Here is a 19,598-nt window from a genome sequence, read left to right on the forward strand (position 1 = left end):
TTGAAATTCCGTTCTTTTTATCTTTATTTATGATATACTGCCTCACTGGTCAAATGAATCCCCAATTTTTTAAACACATTTTCATCTACCTGAGAAAGAAGCACCGTAGAATGTGCCTCTGCTCCTTTTAAGGCACTAAGTCCATCCAGCATGTCCTTTGCGATGGGATCATTTGCAGCACAGATAGAAAGCGCAATCAATGTTTCATCGGTGTGAAGTCTGGGGTTTTTACTACCAAAATGGTTGGTTTTAAGCCCCTGCAAAGGCTCTATAACATCGGGAGAAATCACATGAATTTCTTCGGATAATCCTCTAACAGCCTTTAAAGCGTTTAACAGTGCAGCACTGGAAGCACCAAGCAGCGCCGAAGTTTTTCCGGTAACCAATTTTCCGTTGGGAAGCTCGATGGCACACGCAGGAAGTTCTGTTGCTTCCGCTTTATCTTTCGCCGCCTGCACAACTCCGCGGTCTTCAGGCGTAACCTCTGCCTGCTTCATAATCAGCTGCATTTTGCAAACAACATCATCATCCACTTTACCGTTGGTTTTATCTTTTAACACCTGATAATAACGACGCACAATTTCATCCTTACAGGCACGGCAAACCACATCATCGTCAATAATGCAATTACCTGCCATATTAACCCCCATATCGGTGGGAGATTTATAAGGACTTTCCCCTAAGATTTTTTCGAACATGGCGTTCAACACGGGGAAGACTTCGATATCACGATTATAGTTTACGGTGGTTTCCCCATATGCTTCCAGATGGAACGGGTCAATCATATTGACGTCATTTAAATCCACCGTGGCAGCTTCATACGCTAAGTTCACATGATGTTTTAAAGGAAGATTCCATACCGGGAAGGTTTCAAATTTTGCATAACCTGCTTTTACCCCACGCTTGTTTTCGTGATACAGCTGAGAAAGGCAAGTTGCCATTTTTCCACTGCCGGGACCGGGTGCAGTAACCACAACGATGGGGCGAGTGGTTTCAATAAATTCATTTTTTCCAAATCCCATATCGCTCACGATATATTCCACATTGGAAGGATACCCCAAAATAGGATAATGCAGAAATACTTTAATTCCCATATTTTCCAATCGTTTTTTAAAGATATCCACCGCTTCCTGACCGCTGTATTGGGTAATGACTACGCTACCCACCAACAGATCTAAGTCCTGGAAAGCTTTAATTAAGCGAATAGTATCTAAATCATAAGTGATATTATAATCACTTCTCACCTTATTTTTTACAATATCGATGGCACTGATTGCAATCACAATTTCAAGCTTTTCTCGAAGATGTAAAAGCATCTTGATTTTGGTATCCGGCTCAAAACCGGGCAATACTCTGGAGGCATGATAATCATCAAACAGTTTTCCGCCAAGCTCTAAATACAGCTTGTCTCCAAATTTTTTTACACGTTCACCAATAAATTTGGATTGCATTCGGATATATTTTTCATTATCAAATCCAATTTTTCTGTTCATACGATAGCCTCCTTTCTAAAAATCACAACATATGTATTATACTATAACTTCCTCTTAAATGCAAGTAAAAAACCAAAGTTTTTATAATTTTTATAGGAATTTTTTCACAAAAAAAAGGCAGATATCCATCTGCCTTTTTTAAATTTATCTGGCTTGTTTTAATTTTTTACTTTCGTTTAACTTGTGTTGACGACGATTCTTCACTTCGTCAGACATCGGTTTGATGTCACCCGCACGACGCAATGCTTCTCTGGTCATAACAGGGCCAAACACTTCGTAAATCAGAACTGCAAACAAGGTGATGTTTCTAACTAAGTTTCCCGCAGCTCCAAAAGCAGGTTCTGCCGCTACAATAGCACACATACCCAGCGCAACCCCCGCCTGAGGAAATAAGGTAATTCCCAAGTATTTCTGAATTTCGGTGGAACATTTGGTTGCTTTTGCACTGATAAAAGTTCCGTAATATTTACCTAAACAACGAGACACAATGTATACCAACCCAATTACCACAATTGCCCAATCGGCAAACACATTAAGCTCTAATTCTGCACCACTGATGACAAAAAACAATGCGAACAGTGGAGATGTCCATTTGTCTGATTTTTCCATTAAATCGTGAGATAAGGGACAAATATTGCAGAACACGGTACCCATCATCATACATACCAGTAAGGGCGAAAAGGTGATATGTAACTCTCCAACAGGAATTTCCAACATAGAAAGTGCCACGGTTAAAAATACAAAAGTGATGGTCATATTCAGACGGTTGGTATTGGAATTGAACATTTTTTCAAGCTGAGTAAGAATCCATCCCATCACAGCACCTAAGGCTAAAGAACAAATAATTTCCAACAAAGGTTGAATGATAATTGCAATAAAATCAGGCTGGCCAACCATCATACTTTTTGCAATTCCGAAAGAAACCGCAAATACAATCAAACCAACCGCATCATCTAATGCAACGATAGGTAACAATAAATTGGTTAAAGGCCCTTTTGCCTTATACTGACGAACAACCATCAAGGTTGCAGCAGGAGCGGTTGCGGTTGCAATTGCTCCTAAGGTGATTGCCTGAGAAACAGATAATTTATCGGGCATCATCAGGTGAACACCAAACAATGCTAAATCTACAAGTAATGCAGCTACCAACGCCTGCACAATTCCGATTACAAGAGCTTGCTTTCCTGTTTGCTTTAATTCATTGACACGAAATTCATTTCCGATGGAAAATGCAATAAAGCCCAGTGCAACTTTTGAAACCAATCCTAATGCTTCCACCGCTTCATGACTGGAAAAGCCAAATCCTTCAATACCAAGCTGCCCAATGCAATAAGGTCCGATTAAAACTCCTGCAATTAAATATGCAGTAACAGAAGGCAATTTAAGCGGTTTGAAAGCTCTGGTCATTAAAAGCCCTGCTAAAAGTGCAACGGAAACAGATAATAAAATACCCATGTTAAAAAACTTCCTTTCACCTGTTTACAAAAAGATTTTCTCATAGAAAAGCGACTTGCCTCGGGCAAGTCGCTCTTTCGCTGGCAGCGGGAGAAGGATTCGAACCCTCACAAACAGAGTCAGAGTCTGTCGTGCTACCCTTACACAATCCCGCTATATATTTAACTTTCTGAACCTTTGCTATTATATCACCCTAAAATCAAATTGTCAACCTTTTTTTTGAAATTTTTTAAAATTTTTTCATTTTCAGGAAAAAACAAAAAAATCCCATCTCCAAATAATGAAAACGGGATTCTTTTTTTCTGCAATTTTTATTCTTCCGTACCACGGATTTCATCAATATAATCCATACAATACTCATCCTTGCCCAATAACGCATTGATGGCACGATAACTTTTTCTCATAGCATCGGGAGCAGGATCCATAATAGCACTGTCTAACCCCTGATACATTGCCATCGCCAAAAACGCAGTGTTTAACACCATTCGCTTCGGCAAACCAAAAGAAATATTGGAAAATCCACCGGTGGTTTTTACATTGGGATATGTTTCTTTTAAAAGACGCAAGGTTTCTAAGCAAAGTGCGGCATTATTGTCCCCTACCGCCAAAGCTTCTACCAACACATCGATGAAAATTCGTTCTTCTCCGATTCCGTTTGCCGCAAATTTCTCAATAATCTCTCCGGCATAGCGAACACGTTCTTCCGCTGTGTGAGGAATCCCAGCTTTGGGAATTGGTAATCCCACCACCATCATATCAGGATGGCTTTTGAATAAGTCCATCAGTTCATCAATACGCTCGGAAACGGTTACAGAATTGATAATGATGTTGCTGCCTTCTGCCGCTTCCACCGCCTTATGCACCACACTCACATTGGGAGTATCAATCATAATTCCCAGTTTGGAGTTCTTTTTTACCAAATCAATGGCATAAAGCATAGCATCCAGCTCCCCGTCCTGCAACACGGCGGTATTGATGTCAATATAAGTTGCTCCTGCGCTCTCCTGCTTTTTAATGAGTTCAATCAATGCATCATCGTCCTTCTTTTGGAAAAATTCCAACACAGATGGAATGGAGCTGTTTAATTTTTCAGAAATAATTAACATTTTTTACTAACCTTCTTTCAACGCTTTAATTTTGGCAAGCAACGATGCCACCAATTCGATTTTTCGAAGAGGCGTCATAATATAGAATCCATCGGCACAATCGTAAATGCGATGTATCATATTCATACTATATGCAACTGATGCCTGAATTACTTCGTCAGGCGACAGTTCTTTCAACTGTTCAATAAAGTCAGTCGGAATTTCAATGCCCGATACCTCATTATTTAAGAACATTGCATTTTTCCAGCCGGCAATCGGTAAAATACCTGCCAGTATATAACAATCCAAATCCTCTTTGGCACGGCGATAATTTTCGGCTGCCTGCTTTGAAAAGATCGGTTGTGTCAAAAGCACTTTGGCTCCCGATGCAATTTTGGTTTTGGCACGGGAAAGCTCCTTCTCAAAATGAAGGGCATTCACATTGAGCGCTCCACAAACCGTATAAGGATTCTCGGGAAAAATTTCCTGATTTAAGTTGGAAATCAGATTCATCAATGTGTAGGAATTAAACTGGAAAACACCACCGTCACTACGGGAAATAGGGTCCCCTGTGACTACCAACACATTATTTAGCTGCTCAATATTGGCGCCAATTAGGGCGCTTCTCATCGCAATATAGTTTTTATCACGACAGGAAAGATGTGGAAGCACCTCAATTTCCACCTCACGCTTGATTTTGGCCGAAAGCATCAAACTGTCTGCACGGGTACGCGCTAAAGGGGAATCTGCCACCGTGATCAGATGGGCACCTGAATGCTTCATTTGTCGGGAAGCTTCCATCAGGAAAGAAACATCTGTGTCTACCGGCGGATCGATTTCCACGGCAAGCACCTTTTCCCCGCTTGCAAACAATTCTAAAAGGCGATTCTTTTGTATCGATTTTTCAGTCTGCTCCGAAACAGTTACTGCTTCTGCCTCGGGAATTGTTCCCTCAATAACGGCTTTCAAATGGTTGGGTGTAGTACCGCAACAACCACCAAGCACAAAAACACCCAAAGAAGCGATAGCAAGCAGTTTTTCGCTATAATAAGAAATATTATTGGAATAGACGGTTCTGCCATTTAGTGCCTGGGGATATCCTGCATTGGGCATCGCAGAAAAAGAGGGATACTCCGAAAGATCAAGCCGGCTGATCAACCGATATAAATGGGCGGGTCCGCACTGACAATTTAATCCCACGATATCTGCATCTGCCGCCGCCAGTTTTAATAAACTCTTGTAAAAGTATCCTTTTTTGGTGTAACCATCCTGGGAAACACTAAAGGATACCAAAACAGTAGCAGAGGGTTCTTTTTCTCTCAGATAAGCAATCACACGACTTAAAGAACCATACTCTTGAAAGGTTTCAAACAAAAAATTCTTAGCACCGAGAGAAAGGAATACATCCACGTTTCGTTTGTATTCTGCTTCACTCTGTTCCCCATCAATATAACCGATATCACAAAACACCTGCACATTGGTATCTTCAACAGCCCGGCAGGCAATCTGATAGCCTTTTGTTAACAGTTCCACAATCGTTTTTTCATCCGTTAACGAAAGATTCACTCCAAAGGTGTTTGTTTTAATAGCATTTACACCCACACCAACATAAGCCCTGTGAATTTCGGCTACACGCTCAGGAGCAGTAAGGTTAGCCAATTCGCAAGGCTCATCGGTATGAAAAATTTCGGAATAATAGGTGCCAAAGGCTCCATCAAAATAAAAGGGGGGTTTCACAATCGTTCCTTTCGGGAATTACATTCCCTCATTTAATTTCATTTCGTAATACTGTTCTTTGGTAATTAACACCTGTCTGGGTTTGCTGCCCTCAGAGGGACCAACAATGCCTCGTTCTTCCATCTGGTCCACAATTCTTGCAGCTCTGGAATAGCCAAGTTTAAACCGACGCTGTAATTTGGACACAGATGCTTCCCCAAGTTCTACCACAAATTCGATACAGTCCGGCAACATTTGGTCTGCATCTCCTGCATCGGAAGTGGCGGAAGGACCGTCTTTGGCACCTGCAGTTTCAATATGAGAAATTACATCGTCATCGTAATTTGCTTCTGTATTCTGTTTTAAGAAATCCACAATCTGTTCCACTTCTTTATCGGTGATCAGAGCTCCCTGCACACGAATGGGTTTAGATTCGCCAATGGGTGCATAAAGCATATCCCCTTTCCCCAGAAGTTTTTCCGCACCGCCCATATCCAGAATGGTTCTGGAGTCAATCTGAGAAGACACGGCAAATGCAATACGAGAAGGCATATTTGCTTTAATCAGACCGGTGATAACATCAACAGAGGGACGCTGAGTTGCAATAATTAAATGCATACCTGCTGCTCTGGCAAGCTGCGCCAGACGGCAGATATATTCTTCCACTTCTTTTGGGGATGCCATCATCAAATCGGCAAGCTCGTCCACGATGATGACGATTTTAGGCAACGGATTTTCGCCGTTTGCAACCTGATGCTCATTGTAGCTATCCAAATCACGAACATTGGCTTTTTCAAACAGATTATAACGGTTGAGCATTTCCATAACTGCCCAGTTTAAGGCACCTGCCGCTTTTCTGGGGTCAGTTACCACAGGAATCAAAAGATGTGGAATCCCGTTATAAACAGATAATTCCACCACTTTGGGGTCAATCATAATCATTTTTACTTCTTCCGGACTTGCTTTATACAAGATAGAAGTAATCAAAGAGTTAATGCACACACTCTTACCGGAACCGGTAGCCCCTGCAATCAGACAATGGGGCATTTTGGCAATATCCCCAACCACGGTAGTACCTGCAATGTCTTTCCCAACTGCAAAAGATACCTTGGATTTATGCTCCATAAATTCACTGGAGGCTATGACATCACGCACAAATACAGGCATAACCTTCTGATTGGCAATTTCCACCCCGATTACGGTTTTCCCGGGAACAGGAGCAATACGAATTCCTTTTGCCGCCATACGAAGTGCAATATCATCGCTAAGACCCATAATTTTAGAAATCTTTACCCCAACCTGAGGACGGATTTCATATCGGGTAACAGAAGGACCTTCCTGAACGCTTACCACTTCTGCCTCCACGCCAAATTCCCGCAGTGTGGTAACCAAACGAATTGCATTTTCATTCAATTCTTCTTTGGTTAAACCGGTGGGGCGATTGATTCCTTTATTCAGAAAATCAATAGAAGGATATATATATTCCTTCACCTCTTGCTCTTTTGCTTCATTCAATTCCTGGGCTACACTTGCAATTTCCTGATTGGAAAGCGCAGGTTTTTTATTGGGTTCCGATTGTGCAGAAGTTGCAGACATCAACTCAGGATCTTTCAGATCATCTTCGGGCGTCGCAAATTTTTCGATGATCACATCTGCATTTTCGGCAATGTCCATCGTGATATCAACATCCAGGGTGTTTCTCTTAATTTCTTCCCGAATCACTTCATCAGATCGAACTTTATCGGTTTCCACACCGGGTACACGGAATATTTTGGAAGTTTTTTTCTGCAAAAATGTTTTGCGGAACCATTCTGTAAACTTCCCGAATACGGTACCGATAATTTCATTGAACATCACAAATAATCCGCCTAAAAGAACAAGCACTACAAACACTTTGTCTGCCCATCCCAATAAACCGGTTACGATGCTGCCCAGATAAGAGCCTAACAAGCCGCCGTTATTTCCAAGCTGAGCTTCTTGCATAATGGTTCCCCAGGCCTTTAATGATAAGTCTGCCACTTCACAGTCATGCAACACGTGACCTGCCATTGCAATCACGGGCATCATTACAAATGCAGTGATAATTTTTCCACGGGATTCTCCGGTTTTGATGTAGATCAGATTCATAATCATAATATACACCAAAAGAATCGGCACATAATATACTCCGTCGCCAACAAACGCACAAAGGAGCCACTTTACAAGAGAACCCAATCCCCCTGCGGAAGAACTGAATACACTAAAAAACAAATATACAATCAAAGCGAAACCGCCCACGACTTTCAGAAAAAAAGAAACCCTGGGATCCAACTTCAACTGAGCGGATTTCTTTTTGGAAGCAGTACGGGATTTTCGTCTTGCCGGAGTTGATTTTTTTCTTTTCTTCGTTGCCATGAAATAAAATCCTTTCTATCCTCTAAGTTGTATCATCGTAATAAACACGCCTAAAATCAAACAATAAATGCCAAAGCGCTTACACCAGTTTCTGCGCACCGCTTTTCGCATAACGCCAATAAAAAACACGCCGCTGGCAAAGGCTGCTATCATTCCCAAAAGATAGGGAATCCAATTAATCACAATCCCATCTCGAATCACGGTAACCGTTTGCATCAGAATTTTCACGGTTAAAACAGGAATGGTAGCTAAAAATGCATATTTTACAGTGAAATCTCTGCGAAAGCCCGCTAAAAGACCACCCATAACCGTTAAAGAGCAGCGGGAAATTCCCGGAATCACGGATGCCAACTGAAAAGCACCCACTACCGCTCCTTTTTTCAACACATCTTTAGGACCGTCTGCCTCTAAAGATGACAAAATCGCTGAACGTTTTTCTTCCTTGGACTCTGCTTCTACCACAACCGTCTCACCGCTATCCGCTTGATTTACCGATTTTCTTCGTCTTCCGGTTCCGATGGAATCAATGAACAGATTACAAATCCCCGTCACCATCAGCGTAAAGGCTATGACGCTGAGCTTGGAAAAATTCATTTCCATATAATCCATCAAGAACACTGCAGGTACCAAAAATGATGTGGTTACCACCAGCATATAAAGCAGTTGACGATACGGCCTGTTGGTATGTATGGAAAAACGCTTGTGAATAATGTCTCCGATACACATCATAAACTCTCGCCCGATACGTTTGATATCCGAATAGAACACAAATATGATGGCAGCAAGCGTACCAAGGCGCAGCATAATATCAAAACTCAGTGTAGGTGAAAAAAGCTCCGCTCCAAACACTGTTTGATTATAATTTTGTATCATCGCAAGATGGCCGCCGCCGGAAATCGGTAAAAACTCCGTTGCCCCTTGGATGATACCGAAAAACAGGGCTATTATAAGCTCCATAAATCGTTCTCCTTTTTACTTTACCAGATAACGCTCTTGCATCTCTTTGCGTTTACCGCAACTCATACTGCCTTCCGGACAAACACCATTCACACATTTGGGTCCGGCGTGAGAGAAAATCACAGGAGCTACTTCACGAACTTTCCATAAAATAGCATCAGCCAATGCCTGAATTTCCCACTGCGCACGGTTACAACAACGATGCTGAAAGAAATTGAGTAAGCTTCTTGCGTTAAAGGTCATAACAAGTTTGGTTTCACAAGCATTGGGAAGCACAAAACGAGCATCTTCAATGGCTTTTTTCTTCGCCGCTTTTTCATCCATTGTGGCAACGTGTTTCTGATATAACACATCAGTCAGTTTTTCGTATGCTTCGCCGATTTGTGCCATTGTTTTATCATAGAGCGCCTTTGCAGCGGGATCTTCAGCAATCTCGGGCGGCGTGATATATTCATAGTTTGCTTCCTCTACATACCGCTGAGATTTTACGCTGTAAGATGCCATTCTGTGACGGGTCAGCTGAGCCAGCAACGAACGGCTTACGCCTTCCACTGCAAAGGTAAATGTGATATGTTCTAAAGGACTCTCGTGTCCTAAAGCGGTTAAATGTTCTAAAAATTTGGTGGTTTTTTCTTCATCCAGTTTATCTAAAATATTTTCAGCACCACTGTTGGAATAACACATTTTAGCAGCAGCAGCCACCACTTTTTCAGGATTGGGCGTGTGAGAAATTAAAATGACTTTTAACATATGTTTACGCTCCTTTTCGTTTGTTTTGTTTGATAAGACGTTTGCGTCTCCTCTTTTCTAAAATGATTTGCCATAAAAATCTGGGTAATGCCAACATTCTGACAAAACGACTGGGTTGTTTGCACAAACGGTAAAACCATTCCAGATGCAATTTAATGAAAATATCCGGTGCACGTTTTACCACACCTGCAAACACATCCATACTGCCGCCGATACCTAAGAAAGTTGTGCCGGAAAACAAATGCTTATTCTCATAAATCCATTCTTCCTGCTTTCTGGCACCCAGACAAACAAAAACCACCTGGGGATTTGCCCGGGCAATTTTTTCGCCCACCGGTTCTTTAAAATAACCGTTCTGGGTTCCCACAATTTGAATCCCCGGATATTTTTTTAAAATATTGTCTTTGGCAAGAGCGCAGACCTCTTCACGGGATCCAAACAGATAAAGCCGGATTCCCTCTTTGGCACCTTCTTCCAAAAGCTGACAAGCAATATCATACCCGGCGGCACGTTCCTTTAAAGGTGTGCCCAACATTTTGGCTCCCTTCACCACGCCGATGCCGTCCGCAGTTAAAATGTCGGCAGAATTTAAAAGGTTCATCAAATTTTCATCTTTTCTGAACTGCTCAATAATTTCAGAATTCGGGGTATACACCACGGTGTTTTCTCCATTTTTGATGCGAGAAATAATTTCTGAAACAATTTCCGAAATGGTAGCATTGGAAATTTGCGCGCCAAGCACATCCACTTTTTCAAACACGGTGCACCCTCCTTAGTTTGGTTCATAAAATATCAGTATATATTATATCATTATATTAAGAAAAAAGCAACCTTTATTTCTAAATTTTACAAAAAGACCTGATTCCTATCAATTCTCTGTATTTTTCTTGACTATTCGCAGTATTTTGCTCATAATAACACGGGACAAATAAAAGGTCGCTTTTTCTTACGATTGAAGGAGGTGTTATATGTGAAAATTTGTATTGACGCAGGTCACAATCATTCCGGCTGGGATACAGGTGCTCAAGCGAACGGTCTAAGAGAACAAGACATCACTTATCGGATTGCTGTGTTACTTCAACAAAAACTGCAATCTAATGGGATTCAAACCGTGATGACCAGAAAAAGTGAAACCGAGAATCTGGGCAATTCTGTCAACAGCAGTTTAAAAAAACGAGCTGAAATTCCCAACAATGAAACCTGTGATTATTTTATTTCAATTCACTGCAACGCAGGCGGCGGAACAGGCACAGAGGTTCTGGTTGTTCAAAAAGGAGGGCAGGCAGAGCAACTGGCATCAGCCGTCCTGCAATCATTAACAAAGGACTTATCCTTACGCTCTCGAGGTGTGAAGGAAGCTAATCTGCTGGTACTCAGAGAAACCGTCTGCCCTGCCATTTTAGTGGAAACTGCTTTTTTGGATGACCCCACAGATGCCGCTCTGTTGAGAAATAATCCGGAAATATTTGCCTCGGCAATTTCAAAGGGCGTGCTAAAACATCTTAATATCACTCCAACAGATGAATTATCTACTCTCAAAGAATTGCTTTCCGACAAATGGGGGTTAGACAATTCTGCTGCTGTATTCACATTGTTGGATCAGCACCCCTACCGCAAAGACCTATACAAAAAACTTCTGAAAAGTTACGAAAAGGAGTAAGCCGTGGATTTACAAGCACTTTTGGAGCTTGTGATGGGGCAAGGCGTATTTGCCGCGCTTTTTATCTGGTTATTTTTTACCTATCAAAAGGAATCCAGAGAACGAGAAGAAAGGCTAATGTCGATTGTTGATAGTCAGGCTGAAAAGCTGGAGAAAATTTCAACCACATTAGAAAAGATTTCTCAGGATATCCAATCTGTCACCAAAGCACAAGATTCCTAAGAAAAAAAGGCATGTCCCAAAATTATGGGGCATGTCTTTTTCTATATTGACATTTCTTGGTTATATGATATAATATAAATAAGCGGTTAACACCGTGATAAATCCGACAAAAATTTCAGAAAGGCAGGTATTTCCTATGACAAAAAGATTTGTTGCGTTAATCCTTTCCATGATTTGCATTCTGTTATTCACCGGATGCTCTTCTGAGGAGTTATCCCTGATGGCTGCATTACAAAAAGATGTACAGATGACTTCTGTCAAAACTAAAGAGCTGCTGTCGGGTAACATGAAGATTACCCTTCCCTCTCAAATTCAAGAAGAAATGGATGTCAATCTGCAAAGTATTTTGAATATGCTCTCCTCTTTTCGCTTAGAAGCTACCACCGAACAAATGATTCAGGGAGAAGCAGCTACTACCAAAGCACAGTATTCCATCCTTTCAGACGATATGAATTTCTCAGGTGAAATTTATGCATCTGTAAAAGACGGTCAAACCAAAACCATTTTTAAAATTCCCACCCTGTTTAAAGCAATGTTACCCCATCAGTACGAAGATGCTACTTATTGCACCGTAGATACTGCTGATATCGCTCAATTAGCCGAAAAAGAAGAAGAATTTGCTCGTCTAAACGCTCAATACTTTGAGAAGGAATTTGTTGCACCAGACTATACGCCCAACTATAACTTTAACACCTCAATTGCCGATGCATTGCAATTAAACGACAATATGTTCAATTGTTTGAAGGGATACGCTGCTTATATGAGCGATGCTCCCCAATTGGTGACCAAATCTAACAACACATATTCTTTGGTAATATCTGATCAGGATTTCAAAGCACTCCTACGCTCCGCTGTGATGACCTATTTTGATAGCCCTGAAGCCAGAGATGAAATTGCAAAGCTCTGGAATGCCATCACCACTTATTATACCACCATTTATCCAGAAGAAATTATGAAAGATATCCCGACATTACCCCAGCTTCCCGAGGACCCCGATGCAGTTTCTCAAATGAGATTAGGAGCAGAAATCATATTGACACTGCTTGATAATGTGCGTCTGATAGGAGAAGACGGTATCCGCGTGACCTTCACCGTAAATCCCCAAGGATATATCACCGAAATAAACAGCGACATTCATTTGGACTTTGATATCAATGCCATTTCCAAACTTGCAGACGGTACTGCAGATTATGAAGAAGATTTTGCATTTGAAATCCGCCTGCATTACAATCAGAAACGTGAAAGCATCAGTAGACTTCAGAATATTTCCTTCCCCAACCTAACGGAAGAAAACAATGTGTCCGTATACAAATGTATAGCTGATTCTCTTCAGGATGAAATTGATTGGTTAGCAGAAAAAATTGAAAACGGTGAAACCTACAAGGATGAATATAGTGATTCCGTTGATGACGATATTATCCTGCCGGCACCTGACGGAAGTCTCAGCATCGTATACAAATCCGACTATAGCCGTGAACTACTTGATTTTGATAACACAGCTCCCATCTTAAACGAAAATGGAACCATCTACGTTCCCTTAGAACCTTTGATGAACTGGTTAAGAACCAGCTATTTCTGGGATGAAGAAACCCAAATGATTGTTTTTTCCGACCCGGTAACAGAAAAATGGACTTATTACTATCCCGGAGACAACGTAATGTATAGTGATGATTATGCCATCACCCTTGCCGCTCCCACTCTGGTAAAAGACGGTCAGGATTACGTACCGCTCAGAGCTATGATTTCTGCTTTTTCCGATGATAAAGTGAGCTGGAATGCAGAAGAAAATGCAGTTTACATCAGCCCTTGGCACTACACCGAATAACCGAACCGATACAAGAAAGGTCTAAACCATCTATGTTTTATGATACCATTGCAGCTCCTGCAACCAAAAATATACAAAGTGCCGTATCCGTCATCCGTTTAAGCGGTGAAAATGCCGTGGCAATCGGAGATACTCTGTTTGGTGGAAAATTGTCAAAAGCTGCCGACAGAAGTTTGGTTTACGGCAAAATCCGTGACAAAGACGGCAACATTTTAGATGATTGTCTGGCGGTAAAAATGCTTGCACCCAAGTCCTACACAGGAGAAGATACCGTGGAGTTTTACTGTCACGGCGGGAAAACCGTGACCGAATGTGTGATGAGAGAACTCTTAAAAAACGGCGCCCGTCTTGCTGAAAAAGGCGAATTCACCAAACGTGCCTTTTTGAACGGAAAAATGGACCTGACCCAGGCAGAAGCAGTGATTGATGCTATTGGCGCCGAAACCAAGTCTGCACTCTTAATGGCACAGGAAAACTTAGATGGAAAACTTCGCCATAAAATTGACGGATTAAGAAGCCGCATTATGACGGAAATTATGCATATTTTGGCAGGAAACGATTTTCCCGATGAAACAGGCGGTAACCACAACGACGTGATTTTATCCCGTCTGGAAGTGATTTTAAAGGATATTTCTTCCCTGCTCACCAGCTACGATAAAGGGAAAATTTTAAAAGATGGTTTCACCGCCGCAATCTGCGGAAAGCCCAACGTGGGAAAATCGTCTCTTTTAAACGCCATTTTAGAAGAAGACCGCGCCATTGTTACCGATATTGAAGGCACCACCCGTGATGTCATCACCGAGCGGATTGATATTGGCGGTTATATGATGAACATTGCTGACACCGCAGGGCTTCGTGAAAGCAGTGACATTGTGGAGCAGGCAGGAATTTTAAAATCCTACCAATATATTGAGCAGGTGGACTATATTCTCTATCTTCTGGATGCATCCAAAGAATTGGACGCTGAGGAAACAGAATATATCAAAAAACTACCCTCTCATACGGTGGTGATTTATAATAAAACCGATTTGAATACTCCAAAAATTCCCGATGATTTCGGCAAAAAAGTATACTGCATCAGTGCTAAAAACAATGAGGGTATATCAGAACTGTTGGACGGCATCAAAGAAGATATCGAAGCAAGATTGGAACAATCAGAATCAGAAGAAACACTGTTCTCTGAACGTCATTATCAGGCACTTTTAATGGCGGAAGAAAGTCTTACCAGAGCGATTTCCACCTTGAAAATGAACCTGGAAGCCGACATCTGTTCCATTGATCTGGAAGATGCCGCATCTTACTTAGGCGAAATCACAGGTACCACCGTCAACGATGAGGTCATTGACAATATTTTTAAAAACTTCTGCATCGGAAAATAGTTTTTCGATACAAAAATATCAAAAAATACATATCACCGAAGTTGTCCTTCATAACATGAAATGAAAGGAACTTCGGTGATTTTTTTATGGGATATGTGATTTCGTTTTTCTGGATATGGGGAATTATTTTTCTGGCAATCAACCATAATTTAGGGCAACTAACCAACATCATTACCACTGCCACCGCAAACTGCGCATCTTTTGTGCTGAAGTTGTTATTCTTAACCGCATTTTTCTCAGGGATGATAAAAATTGCAGAGGAAATCGGATTGACAAGATTGTTATCCAAACTACTATCTCCAATTCTTGCAAAAATTTTCAAGACAAAAAATCAAAAAACTTTGCAAAAAATATCGGTAAACATTTCGGCAAACATGTTAGGCATCGGCAATGCGGCAACCCCCTCCGGTCTTGCCGCTATGGAAGAACTGGATAAAGAGGTAAAATCGGACGGATATCCCACCCCTGATATGTGCCGTTTTATTTTGTTTAACACTTGCTCTGTTCAACTGATTCCCACCACGGTGATCGGTCTTCGTGCCATGGCAGGCTCGGTTTCCCCCTCTGCCGTGGTAATTCCTGTTCTCGTTACAGGATTTTTGGGACTGATATCTGCTCTGTTTTTATGTAAATTGGCTCTTTCCTATCAGAAATGGAGGACATCGTTATGATTTCTGCGTTATCAAACAGTGTGCTTCCTCTGTTTTTTCTCAGCTTATTTTTGATTTCTTTTCTAAAAAAAAGAGACTCCCTTTCCGCATTTACAAAGGGAGCTAAAGAAGGATTTTCGGCAATTGTGAAAATCACACCGAATATTCTTGCCATTATGGTATCCATTGCCGTTTTCAGAGAATCGGGGGCATTGTCTTTCTTTTTAAAATTACTTTCCCCTCTTTTTCATTTTTTAAAAATCCCTGATGGTATAGGAGAACTGATTTTAGTGCGTCCCATTTCGGGAAGCGGTGCCATGGTGCTCTTAACCGATATTTTAGAAAAGTTTGGTGCAGATAGCTACGAAGGACTTTTAGCATCGGTGATTTGTGCTTCCACCGAAACCACCATTTACACCGTTACCGTCTATTTTGCCGTAACCCGTGTCAAGAAAACGAAATTGCCACTACTGTTAGGATTATGTGCTGATATGATTGTCATATTCCTTGCAATGCTGACGGTCAATTTGTTCCTCTGCTCTGCTTGACAATTATTTTGGAATATGGTATGATTATGGTATGAAATGATACCAAAAGAACCAAAAAGAACGGAGCGTTTACCGCTATGAAACAGATTGCGTTAGTGACCGGTGCTGGTCGTGGAATCGGAAAAGAAATCGCAAAAAAACTGCAAGAAGACGGTTACTTTGTCATTGCCAACAGTAAAAATACCGTAATAGAAAATACCGAAACCCAAATGGGATACCTTGCAGATGTTTCCAATTCCTCAGAAGTATCAAAAATGATAGAAGATATTACCAAAAAATACGGAAAAATTGATGTGTTGGTAAATAATGCAGGTATCGCTCAGCAGAAACTGTTTACTGATATTACGGAAGCAGACTGGGACACTATGATGGATACCAACTTAAAAAGTATGTTTTTGGTAACCAAAGCAGTACTCCCTCATATGATTCACAAAAAATGCGGTGCCATCTTAAATATTTCCTCCATCTGGGGAATGGTTGGTGCCTCTTGTGAAGTGCATTATTCTGCCGCAAAAGCAGGAGTTATTGGTTTTACCAAGGCACTTGCAAAAGAAGTGGCACCCTGCAACATCCGAGTGAACTGTGTGGCTCCCGGCATTATCAAAACTGATATGTTAAACGATTTTACCGAAGATGATTTAGCCGATTTGGCAGAAGAAACTCCTTTGGGCACCTTAGGAACTCCCCGCGATATTGCAGAAGCTGTCAGCTTTTTGGTATCTGATAAGGCGAAATTTATCACAGGTCAGATGTTAAGTTCTAACGGAGGATTTGTGATATGATGCTGTTGGATTTTAAACCTGAACACGAAACTGAGTTTTACGCTATGTGCCGTGACTTTTTCTCCTCTCCTGCCGTTTGCCACGAAATCAAAAAAGAAGATATGAAAACCACCTTTGACCTTGCCGTAAAAGGTTCTCCTTATCTTCGGGGACTTGTGATGGCGGATGGCGAAAACACATTGGGATATGTGTTGTTATCTTTCACCTATTCCAACGAGGTGGGCGGAATGGTAGTCTGGATTGAAGAGCTTTACGTGAAAGAAATGTATCGCAATCAGGGACTTGGAAAACAGGCACTAGAGTGGATATTAAACGAATACCAAGAAAATACCAAACGATTCCGTCTGGAAGTGACCGAAGAAAACGAAGGCGCCAAAAAACTGTACCGAAGCTTTGGGTTTGAAGTACTTCCCTATGAACAAATGACGTTGGAATAATTGATAACAAAACAAAAAACCGTAAGAGCAAAACTCTTACGGTTTTTTATGTTTGGGATTAGCCTTCAACAGGAGCACCTACGGGGCAAACGCCTGCGCAAGTACCGCAATCGATACAAGCATCTGCATCAATTTCATATTTGCTGTCACCTGCGGTAATACAGCTTACCGGGCATTCCGCTTCACATGCACCACAGCTGATGCATTCGTCAGTAATTTTAAAAGCCATTGGAAAACACCTCCTAATATTGTTGGTTATATCTTACTACATTTTTTTTTAAATTTCAATAGTTTTTTTGAATTTTTTTATTTTTCTCACAAATTTATAATCAAACCGATGGGACAATGGTCACTTCCCATCACTTCGGGATAAATTACACTGTCGGAAACTTTGTTCATTACAGAAGAAGAAACGATAAAATAGTCAATCCGCCATCCCACGTTTTTAGCTCTTGCCGAAAACCGATAAGACCACCAGGTGTATGCATCGGTTTTATCGGGATAAAGAGTACGGAACGTGTCGGAAAAGCCAGATGACAAAAGCTCAGTCATTTTACCACGTTCTTCATCGGAGAATCCTGCATTCTGACGGTTGGTTTTGGGGTTTTTTAAGTCAATTTCCTGGTGGGCAACGTTTAAGTCACCACATAGAATCACAGGTTTTTGTAAACTTTTTAAATAGGAACGAAAATCGTCTTCAAATTCCATACGGTAATCCAGTCGTTTTAATTCCTGCTGAGCATTTGGAGTATAACAATTCACTAGGTAAAAATTATCAAATTCCAAAGTAATTACCCTGCCCTCATCGTTGTGTTGATCTCCAATGCCGTAAGTAACACTTAAGGGTTTTTCTTTCGTAAATACAGCCGTTCCGCTATACCCTTTTTTCTCGGCGCTATGCCAATACTGATGATAGCCATCTAAGCTAAGTTCTGCCTGTCCCTCTTGCATTTTCGTTTCCTGAATACAGAAAATATCTGCATTTTCCGAAGAAAAGAAATCTAAAAAACCTTTGGTTAGACACGCACGAAGTCCGTTTACGTTCCAGGAAATGAGTTTCATATTTTGCTCCTCCTTTTTTACACATGAAGTATACCATATATTTTTCATTTTGTATAGAGGAAATTTCATAATGTCATCAAAAAGAAAAAGAACCGCTTTCTTTTTTTAAAAAAAGCCGTTCTTTTTCCCGGAATGTTACATTCTGCTTTTTCGTGTCAGAATGCCGTAGTAAAAAAAGGATGAAAAAAGTATGAATGGTGTTTCTTGTTTGTTTTCGTTATTTTTTTCAACCCGAAAACTTATTTCTTTGCGAAAGATTTACAGTCAGTACACTGATCCATAGCAGGGTTCATTTCGTGAGTACCGATGGTAACGCAATCCAAAGAACAGTAATTTTCGGAATTGCAATGATGTTTACACTGCTGCACGGTGCATTTGATAGCATGATTTGCCTGATTCATAAGAAAATGCCTCCTTGTTTTTTAATAGTTTCGTTTTTGAAAAGAACATTCTTTTCACTCTTACTATTGGCTTTTTCAAATGAAAATATACTTTCTTATGAAAAAAACTCACGAAAACAACAAAAATGCCACAACAGCAATTAACAGCTGATTATCCCCTTCTTCGGAAATGAGTAACAATAACAATCCGATTAAAAGCAAATCATCCGTCTCTATATTTTTCGGAAGTTTTGACAATTTTGATTTTTTAGGTAATTCCGACGCGAAATAATTTTCTGTTCGATCTGCACAAACCGACCTTTGTATCGGTATTTTTGGCATAGCGCTTTCCTTCGTAGTATAAACCCGTTTGGGAATTGACTGATACATTCCCCATCTCTCCTGTCCCTATGTATCTTTTGAATTGCTTTTTTTCATTTCAGAAAACACACGGTATGCCTGCAATGCCCGAAGCATCGTGTCCACTTTCGGCTGACGGGACGATCGAAGATAAGGACGAAGAGCAGATAACAGTGCAGCCTCCTGTGTATTACTTGCCTGACGGAATTTTCCCATCAAATCAGTAAACTTACTCATCATTTCTGCTGTATTGATAAAATCATCCATCTCTTTTGGAGAAGAAGAAACAGGCAAAGATACCGTTTTATTTTCGGACTCCAAAGGCTGGAAATCTGAATTTTCCTTTGGAGCACTATCGTTGCCGTTGTCTCCCAGTAAATTTTGCAGCATCCCCATCAAAAGATTTTTATCCAGCTCTGCCATCTTATTTGCTCACATCTCCT

21 protein-coding genes and 1 tRNA gene are annotated in these 19,598 nt (G+C 40.9%); 8 read left to right on the forward strand and 14 right to left on the reverse strand.

Features of this window, described 5'->3' with window-relative positions; translation table 11 throughout:
• Positions 1–23: 23 nt before the first annotated feature.
• The 9 genes from E7413_05205 to E7413_05245 form a co-directional block, all read right to left on the reverse strand.
• Positions 24–1,493, reverse strand: coding sequence for a DUF1846 domain-containing protein (locus E7413_05205; GenBank protein MBE7019254.1), 1,470 nt, complete (start codon positions 1,491–1,493; stop codon positions 24–26).
• Between the two features lie 144 nt (positions 1,494–1,637).
• Positions 1,638–2,948 carry a sodium:proton antiporter gene (locus E7413_05210; GenBank protein ID MBE7019255.1) on the reverse strand — a complete coding sequence of 437 codons (1,311 nt, stop codon included), beginning with the start codon at positions 2,946–2,948 and terminating at the stop codon, positions 1,638–1,640.
• 81 nt (positions 2,949–3,029) lie between these two features.
• Positions 3,030–3,103 (reverse strand) — tRNA-Gln (locus E7413_05215).
• 156 nt (positions 3,104–3,259) lie between these two features.
• On the reverse strand, positions 3,260–4,054 hold the full coding sequence (locus E7413_05220) for a dihydropteroate synthase (GenBank protein MBE7019256.1): 795 nt from the start codon (positions 4,052–4,054) through the stop codon (positions 3,260–3,262).
• 6 nt (positions 4,055–4,060) lie between these two features.
• Complete coding sequence (locus E7413_05225) at positions 4,061–5,773, reverse strand: bifunctional homocysteine S-methyltransferase/methylenetetrahydrofolate reductase (GenBank protein ID MBE7019257.1); 1,713 nt, start codon at positions 5,771–5,773, stop codon at positions 4,061–4,063.
• Positions 5,774–5,788: 15 nt separating this feature from the next.
• Positions 5,789–8,143 (reverse strand): DNA translocase FtsK, encoded by a 2,355-nt coding sequence (locus E7413_05230; GenBank protein ID MBE7019258.1) that lies wholly within the window; start codon positions 8,141–8,143, stop codon positions 5,789–5,791.
• Between the two features lie 15 nt (positions 8,144–8,158).
• Complete coding sequence (locus tag E7413_05235; protein MBE7019259.1) at positions 8,159–9,100, reverse strand: undecaprenyl-diphosphate phosphatase; 942 nt, start codon at positions 9,098–9,100, stop codon at positions 8,159–8,161.
• Between the two features lie 15 nt (positions 9,101–9,115).
• On the reverse strand, positions 9,116–9,850 hold the full coding sequence (locus E7413_05240) for an FAD-dependent thymidylate synthase (GenBank protein MBE7019260.1): 735 nt from the start codon (positions 9,848–9,850) through the stop codon (positions 9,116–9,118).
• Positions 9,851–9,854: 4 nt separating this feature from the next.
• A complete protein-coding gene (locus E7413_05245) occupies positions 9,855–10,610 on the reverse strand; it encodes a WecB/TagA/CpsF family glycosyltransferase (protein ID MBE7019261.1) in 756 nt (251 codons plus the stop codon).
• A gap of 111 nt (positions 10,611–10,721) precedes the next feature.
• Here E7413_05245 and E7413_05250 point away from each other — a divergent pair, with 111 nt between their 5' ends.
• The 8 genes from E7413_05250 to E7413_05285 all read left to right on the forward strand — a co-directional run bounded on the left by E7413_05250 (position 10,722) and on the right by E7413_05285 (position 17,353).
• Positions 10,722–11,510, forward strand: a complete 789-nt coding sequence (locus tag E7413_05250; GenBank protein ID MBE7019262.1) for an N-acetylmuramoyl-L-alanine amidase — start codon at positions 10,722–10,724, stop codon at positions 11,508–11,510.
• A 3-nt stretch (positions 11,511–11,513) separates the two neighbouring features.
• A complete protein-coding gene (locus E7413_05255) occupies positions 11,514–11,732 on the forward strand; it encodes a holin (protein ID MBE7019263.1) in 219 nt (72 codons plus the stop codon).
• A gap of 136 nt (positions 11,733–11,868) precedes the next feature.
• Positions 11,869–13,557: a copper amine oxidase N-terminal domain-containing protein gene (locus tag E7413_05260; GenBank protein MBE7019264.1), complete on the forward strand. Its 1,689-nt coding sequence runs from the start codon at positions 11,869–11,871 to the stop codon at positions 13,555–13,557.
• Between the two features lie 32 nt (positions 13,558–13,589).
• Complete coding sequence (gene mnmE, locus E7413_05265; protein ID MBE7019265.1) at positions 13,590–14,936, forward strand: tRNA uridine-5-carboxymethylaminomethyl(34) synthesis GTPase MnmE; 1,347 nt, start codon at positions 13,590–13,592, stop codon at positions 14,934–14,936.
• Positions 14,937–15,022: 86 nt separating this feature from the next.
• On the forward strand, positions 15,023–15,607 hold the full coding sequence (locus E7413_05270; protein ID MBE7019266.1) for a hypothetical protein: 585 nt from the start codon (positions 15,023–15,025) through the stop codon (positions 15,605–15,607).
• Positions 15,604–16,134, forward strand: a complete 531-nt coding sequence (locus E7413_05275; protein MBE7019267.1) for a spore maturation protein — start codon at positions 15,604–15,606, stop codon at positions 16,132–16,134. The genes E7413_05270 and E7413_05275 overlap by 4 nt, the downstream gene beginning before the upstream one ends.
• Positions 16,135–16,211: 77 nt before the next feature.
• Positions 16,212–16,916 carry a glucose 1-dehydrogenase gene (locus E7413_05280; protein MBE7019268.1) on the forward strand — a complete coding sequence of 235 codons (705 nt, stop codon included), beginning with the start codon at positions 16,212–16,214 and terminating at the stop codon, positions 16,914–16,916.
• Complete coding sequence (locus E7413_05285; GenBank protein MBE7019269.1) at positions 16,913–17,353, forward strand: GNAT family N-acetyltransferase; 441 nt, start codon at positions 16,913–16,915, stop codon at positions 17,351–17,353. The genes E7413_05280 and E7413_05285 overlap by 4 nt, the downstream gene beginning before the upstream one ends.
• A 58-nt stretch (positions 17,354–17,411) precedes the next feature.
• Here E7413_05285 and E7413_05290 read toward each other — a convergent pair whose 3' ends face one another.
• The 5 genes from E7413_05290 to E7413_05310 all read right to left on the reverse strand — a co-directional run bounded on the left by E7413_05290 (position 17,412) and on the right by E7413_05310 (position 19,578).
• Entirely contained in the window at positions 17,412–17,582 is a 171-nt protein-coding gene (locus E7413_05290; GenBank protein ID MBE7019270.1) for a 4Fe-4S dicluster domain-containing protein, read from the reverse strand.
• 86 nt (positions 17,583–17,668) lie between these two features.
• Positions 17,669–18,415, reverse strand: coding sequence for an exodeoxyribonuclease III (xth, locus tag E7413_05295; GenBank protein ID MBE7019271.1), 747 nt, complete (start codon positions 18,413–18,415; stop codon positions 17,669–17,671).
• 239 nt (positions 18,416–18,654) lie between these two features.
• On the reverse strand, positions 18,655–18,816 hold the full coding sequence (locus E7413_05300; protein ID MBE7019272.1) for a DUF1540 domain-containing protein: 162 nt from the start codon (positions 18,814–18,816) through the stop codon (positions 18,655–18,657).
• Between the two features lie 108 nt (positions 18,817–18,924).
• The gene (locus E7413_05305; GenBank protein ID MBE7019273.1) at positions 18,925–19,185 is read right to left on the reverse strand and encodes a hypothetical protein; all 261 of its coding nucleotides are present in this window, start codon (positions 19,183–19,185) and stop codon (positions 18,925–18,927) included.
• Positions 19,186–19,203: 18 nt separating this feature from the next.
• Complete coding sequence (locus tag E7413_05310) at positions 19,204–19,578, reverse strand: hypothetical protein (protein ID MBE7019274.1); 375 nt, start codon at positions 19,576–19,578, stop codon at positions 19,204–19,206.
• Between the last annotated feature and the right edge of the window lie 20 nt (positions 19,579–19,598).

Source organism: Oscillospiraceae bacterium, assembly GCA_015068645.1.
In the GTDB taxonomy this organism is placed as follows: domain Bacteria; phylum Bacillota; class Clostridia; order UMGS1840; family UMGS1840; genus SIG452.

Excerpts from the sequence above, each read along its gene's own strand:
- E7413_05205 (MBE7019254.1), bottom strand. The coding sequence starts at position 1,493 with ATGAACAGAAAAATTGGATTTGATAATGAAAAATATATCCGAATGCAA.
- E7413_05210 (MBE7019255.1), bottom strand. The coding sequence starts at position 2,948 with ATGGGTATTTTATTATCTGTTTCCGTTGCACTTTTAGCAGGGCTTTTA.
- E7413_05220 (MBE7019256.1), bottom strand. The coding sequence starts at position 4,054 with ATGTTAATTATTTCTGAAAAATTAAACAGCTCCATTCCATCTGTGTTG.
- E7413_05230 (MBE7019258.1), bottom strand. The coding sequence starts at position 8,143 with ATGGCAACGAAGAAAAGAAAAAAATCAACTCCGGCAAGACGAAAATCC.
- E7413_05235 (MBE7019259.1), bottom strand. The coding sequence starts at position 9,100 with ATGGAGCTTATAATAGCCCTGTTTTTCGGTATCATCCAAGGGGCAACG.
- E7413_05240 (MBE7019260.1), bottom strand. The coding sequence starts at position 9,850 with ATGTTAAAAGTCATTTTAATTTCTCACACGCCCAATCCTGAAAAAGTG.
- E7413_05260 (MBE7019264.1), top strand. The coding sequence starts at position 11,869 with ATGACAAAAAGATTTGTTGCGTTAATCCTTTCCATGATTTGCATTCTG.
- mnmE (MBE7019265.1), top strand. The coding sequence starts at position 13,590 with ATGTTTTATGATACCATTGCAGCTCCTGCAACCAAAAATATACAAAGT.
- E7413_05270 (MBE7019266.1), top strand. The coding sequence starts at position 15,023 with ATGGGATATGTGATTTCGTTTTTCTGGATATGGGGAATTATTTTTCTG.
- E7413_05275 (MBE7019267.1), top strand. The coding sequence starts at position 15,604 with ATGATTTCTGCGTTATCAAACAGTGTGCTTCCTCTGTTTTTTCTCAGC.
- E7413_05280 (MBE7019268.1), top strand. The coding sequence starts at position 16,212 with ATGAAACAGATTGCGTTAGTGACCGGTGCTGGTCGTGGAATCGGAAAA.
- E7413_05285 (MBE7019269.1), top strand. The coding sequence starts at position 16,913 with ATGATGCTGTTGGATTTTAAACCTGAACACGAAACTGAGTTTTACGCT.
- E7413_05290 (MBE7019270.1), bottom strand. The coding sequence starts at position 17,582 with ATGGCTTTTAAAATTACTGACGAATGCATCAGCTGTGGTGCATGTGAA.
- xth (MBE7019271.1), bottom strand. The coding sequence starts at position 18,415 with ATGAAACTCATTTCCTGGAACGTAAACGGACTTCGTGCGTGTCTAACC.
- E7413_05300 (MBE7019272.1), bottom strand. The coding sequence starts at position 18,816 with ATGAATCAGGCAAATCATGCTATCAAATGCACCGTGCAGCAGTGTAAA.
- E7413_05305 (MBE7019273.1), bottom strand. The coding sequence starts at position 19,185 with ATGTATCAGTCAATTCCCAAACGGGTTTATACTACGAAGGAAAGCGCT.
- E7413_05310 (MBE7019274.1), bottom strand. The coding sequence starts at position 19,578 with ATGGCAGAGCTGGATAAAAATCTTTTGATGGGGATGCTGCAAAATTTA.